The organism is Candidatus Chordibacter forsetii (genome assembly GCF_964187505.1).
Classification (GTDB): domain Bacteria; phylum Verrucomicrobiota; class Verrucomicrobiia; order Opitutales; family Seribacteraceae; genus Chordibacter; species Chordibacter forsetii.
On the sequence record NZ_CAXLML010000073.1, the window covers coordinates 1 to 3,974 of the forward strand.

The following is a 3,974-nucleotide window of genomic DNA, read 5'->3' on the forward strand; positions in this document are numbered from 1 at the left end:
AGGGCACCGACTCCAAGTTGTTCGGATTGCGAGAGTCTATTATTAAGTCGCTTAATTTCTTCATCTGATGAACTTAATTGTGCTTGCAGTGCTGAATTGGACTTTAACTGAGCAACTTGAGTTCCGTTGTTTGATTCTCTCAAAAGAGCAATCTCCGCTTCCAAGTTTTCGATCTCGTTTTGAAGATTGATCTTATCCTTTTCATTTTCCTGAAATTTTTCTAACTGTCCGGACATTGCATCTGCCAGTTCGGTCCGTAAATTATCGACCTCAAGATTAGCCGCCTCGGCTTCTTCTAATGATTCCTGAAGAATACGAATAGTTCCTAAGGCTTCCTGTAGTTGTAATACCGCCTGTTTGGTTTCTACTGACTCAGTAATTCCACTTCTTTTCATTTGTGCAATCTCGTCCCGTGCAGCATCTAATTCTGTCTTCAGTTCAGAAACTAAAATTTTAGATTCGTTTGTAGTCTCTTGGAAAATTTCTTGTTCCTCAAACATTTCATTTCGAGAGTCTTCAAGTTGCGTTTCCAAATTTTTTAATCTGAGTGAAAACTCATCCTGAAGTTTTTCTTTTTCTTCAAGAGTGACAACAAGTTCTATTTTCGCACGATTTAACTCTTCTTTCAAAGAATCAAAGACTTGATCACTTGTTAGGCTCTGTACATTTTGACTCTCCTTTGTATCTTCAAGAACCTGATTCAAATCCTGGAGCTGTCCGGAAATAACTTTTACGACTTCGAGTTCCTCCTCCAAATCTTTCTTTTGTTGAGTCAAAGAGGTAAGGTCTTGATCACGGCTAGTTAGTTCCAATTCTTTGCGAGCTAGTTGATCCAAGGATTTTTTATGTCGGGCTTGAGCCAAGTTGAGCTCATTAGTTAGTTCATCAATAACCTCTGTGGCTCTTTTTTGTTCATTTGAAAATTGATCGGAAAGTAAGCGAACCCGGGATTCAGAAGCAGCCAAGTCTTCCTCCATTTCGGTAACGAAAGGAACGACTGGCATTTTGCCTTCTGAAGCCTGCTGCAGAATGGATTCGGCCATTTGAGCTTCTTCCTCCAACTTTTTTATCGTAGTAGCAAATTCGAATTCACGAGTTGCAATATCCTCTTTAGTACTGGCAAAGTCTTTCCTGACTTGATCCAATTCGGTTTGCGTCATTTGTAACTGGTCTTGCAAAGCAATGACATCCGCGGAAAGCCCATCTCGTTGGGCAAGATTCCCATCCTGTAGACGCTCAATCTCCGAATTTGCTGCATTCAATTCGACTAAAAGTTTGTTAACAAAAGCTGGACTGGCAGAACGAGATGGAGAATCTTCAATTTGTTCCATTGTACTTTTTAGCCGAAGAAGTTCATCTTGCAGCTTTTCTTTTTCTGACAATTCAATCTGCATTCTAGCAATTTCGCCAAGAGACTTCTTTAATTCTTCCTGCAAGTTAACAAAATCTTCAGAGCCTGGCTCAAGTGGTTGAGCTTGCGTGGATTCAAGTGCACGCTTTGCCTGAGCTAGTTCACGTTCGAGAAAAGCAAGTCGCTCAAAACTTGCACCATTACTGTGTGCCATTTGCCTGGCATAGTCTAGTTCTCTACGAGTGCGCTCCAATTCAGTGGTTATGGAACTGATCATTGCATTTGATCGTTGTTGTTCCAGTAATAGACTCTGTCTTGATTGTCTTAAGTCTTCCCTCGCTTGCTCGAGTTGACGCTCTAAACGATTAATTTCTTTGCTTACTGTTTGGGCAGTGGCTGGTCCTCCATCAGAAGTCTTGTAGAGACTTCTTTTCGAGTTCTCCAACTCGTCTACGATCATTTTAGACTCCTTCAGGTTGGTCTGCAAAGATACAATTTCCCTGTAAGCTTTTCTGAGATCTGATTTAAGTTCTGCTGAGTCAGCTGAAAGTTCGGTTTGGAAACTTTTGGAATTATCGAGCTCTCTACGAAGCTTTGAAATTAAATCATCTTCATTACCAGGACTAGGACTGGATAATTTCCCAAATTCAGAAGTCTTGGAAAGATTAATATTACTACTAAGAGTGTTGGAATGCCTGAGAGGAAGAGCTTCACGAGCTTGGATAACGGAGGAAATTTTTCGCCCCATAGAGGTTGTAGGTTTTGCCCTAGCCGTTTGAACAGGAGGAACGGGAACTGAAGACAACGCTTTTTCATCGACTTGATCAGTAAGCAACGAAACTTCGTAATTAAAATCCTTGGACAACCCACTTGACATAGTCGACAAAGCTTCCAATTCAACAAGAGTTCCAGCTAAGTTCTCATGAAGAGCCAGTAGAGCCGAACGAGTTTCCTCCATTCTTCCAGCAAAGTTTGCCTGGAGGTCGTTAAAAATATCTTTGGTTCCGTTAAGTCTTTGGGTTGTTTGCTCAACCGATGAGATCATTAATTTTTCGCGTTCAACAAATCGATTTTTAAGTCCATCGAGTTGAGCAATCAAAATACCTTGATCTGCTTGCCCTAAGTTTCCTGAATTTATTTTCTTTTGGACTTTTGAGAACTCATTCCTCGCAGGAGTGATTGATGAATCTTCGAACCGATCAAGAGCTTTTTCTGCGTTTAAAATTTTAGTTGATATAGAATCGGCTAATTGATCCGCAGTGAGATTCTTAACATCAACCTCCGTTTCAAATTGGCTAAATGCCAATGTTACTAAACCAAGGAAAAACAACGGCAAGCCCAGCCAACCTTGCTTAATCAACAAAAGACAGGAGTTTTTCATGCTTTTTACAATGGCAAAGCTTTACCTCAAAGCAAGAACGGATTTAATAACAAAAAAACTATTAAAATCGTATAATATTAATGTACAAAATTTTACACAAAATAAAATGTGCCCGGGGGGGGAATCGAACCCCCACGTCCATAGGACACCAGATCCTAAATCTGGCGCGTCTACCAATTCCGCCACCCGGGCATGTAAAATCTGAGCATAAATAAAGGACTCAATGATAACAAGGTTCTAAAAGGCATCTCCGATCGGTCCCTGCCAAAGACCCAAAACAATCGAGGCTAGTACCAGGGAAAAAAGAGCGGGTTTAAGCATTCCAACAGAACCGACATCTTTCCATGGGTCATGCTTAGCTTCATCATCTTCAAAAACTGGACGCGGATGGAAACAAATCTCACGAATCCACCCGAAGTAATAATAAATTGAAATAACCACACCGATCACCATGGCTACGATAGATAGAAAAAGTTTGGTTTCAAAAGCTACGCTAAAAAGAAGCAGTTTACCTATAAAACCCGCAAACGGAGGAATTCCGGCCAAAGATCCTATCCCAACAACAAGCACAAAGGCAGCCCAAGGCTTTTTTTGAGCTAAATTTTCGTAATCAGAGAACTCATGCTCCGAATCGTCGGTAACACGAGCAAGGCCCATAACTCCAAAAACAGCAAAGGAAGCAAGCAGGTAGGTAAACAGGTAGAAAAACAATATCCATACCGCACGATCACTCTCTCCAGGTAGTAACATCGAGGCCATCACGGCCACCAAAAGATATCCGGCGTGAGCCACTCCAGATAATCCGAGCATTCTTTTTAAATTTCTTTGAGAGCAAGCGGCTAAATTCCCAAAAAATATAGTAAAAGTGGCCACAAATCCTAACAATGGTAATAGAAACTCACTCATTCCAGCAAAGGGTCCATTAACAAGATTAATCAAAACAAAAAAACCTGCCGACTTTGAGGAAACTGCAAGGAACGCCGTGATTGGCATAGGAGCACCGTGATAAACATCTGGTACCCAAATTTGGAAAGGAGCTGCTCCGACTTTAAATGCAATCCCGGAAATAATCAGGACGACACCAGCCCGCAAGAGTAGATGGTTGGGATTTTCGGAAAGCAACTGATAAAGGAAACTAAAGGAAAAGGCATCTGAACTGGGTACCATAGATAAAGTTGCACCCCAAGCTTCTGGGTTGGAACCAACCCCGTATAATAATACAATTCCAAAGAGCAGAAGTGC

General features: G+C 41.3%; 2 protein-coding genes and 1 tRNA gene. All 3 read right to left on the bottom strand.

Annotated elements, in window-relative coordinates; translation table 11 throughout:
- Positions 1–2,732 (bottom strand): coiled-coil domain-containing protein (locus ACKPQ4_RS03210; RefSeq protein ID WP_407679769.1); only part of this gene is annotated, 2,732 nt, incomplete at its 3' end.
- Between the two features lie 109 nt (positions 2,733–2,841).
- A tRNA-Leu gene (locus ACKPQ4_RS03215) sits at positions 2,842–2,924 on the bottom strand.
- A gap of 45 nt (positions 2,925–2,969) precedes the next feature.
- Positions 2,970–3,974, bottom strand: a 1,005-nt coding sequence (locus tag ACKPQ4_RS03220) for an NADH-quinone oxidoreductase subunit N (RefSeq protein ID WP_407679770.1), incomplete at its 5' end; no start/stop codon positions are given.